The 664-nt window shown below is 67.3% G+C and carries 1 protein-coding gene; it reads right to left on the bottom strand.

Annotation, left to right across the window (positions count from 1 at the left end; genetic code table 11):
• Positions 1-61: 61 nt before the first annotated feature.
• Positions 62-664, bottom strand: a 603-nt coding sequence (gene nfi, locus CXQ88_RS21425; RefSeq protein ID WP_104046160.1) for a deoxyribonuclease V, incomplete at its 5' end; no start/stop codon positions are given.

The following is a 664-nucleotide window of genomic DNA, read 5'->3' as shown; positions in this document are numbered from 1 at the left end:
GCGAGACGCCAGCTGCAAGCGTCGCCACGGGCGCGGGCAATCCCGGTCACAACTGCTTTAACTACTCGGCCGCTCCAGACAAGCGCCGCGCGGCGGCCTTTTCTTCCCGCCGCGACGCCAGCCGGTCGGCCAGCCGGGTCGGCTCCGGCAGGCGATAGCGCGTGACATAACGCATCACCAGCTGCGGTGCAGTGACGATGCTGACCCGGTTACCCGGGGAAATGATCAGCGGCCGCACCTTGTCCTTGCTGCGCAGCACGCAGCCGATCACTTCGCCGGTCTTCTTGTCGCGCAACTCGACCTGTGCACCACGCGCCAGATCCAGCTCGTCGTGCGCCCCGGTGAGCAGCTTCTTTGCCACGCCGATGGTGGGCAGGCCGGTCACCACGCCCAGGTGAGCAGCAATGCCCAGGCGGCGCGGGTGGGCGATGCCGTGGCCGTCGGAAAAGATCAGGTCGGGAACGGCCGGCAGTTCGCCGAGCGCCTGCAGCACCGCGGGTAGCTCACGGAACGAAAGCAGGCCCGGAATGTAGGGCATGTTCGTCGGAATTCGCGCCAGGCTGCTGCCGACCAACTCCAGGGTATCGGCATCCAGCAGCACTGCCGCGGCGCGGGTGATAGTGCCGCCATCCTCGAAACCGACATCCACCCCGGCGATCAATCG

It is taken from the genome of Arthrobacter sp. ZGTC412 (assembly GCF_002929215.1).
In the GTDB taxonomy this organism is placed as follows: Bacteria; Actinomycetota; Actinomycetes; order Actinomycetales; family Micrococcaceae; genus Arthrobacter.
This window is presented reverse-complemented; position numbering and strand designations above follow the sequence as displayed.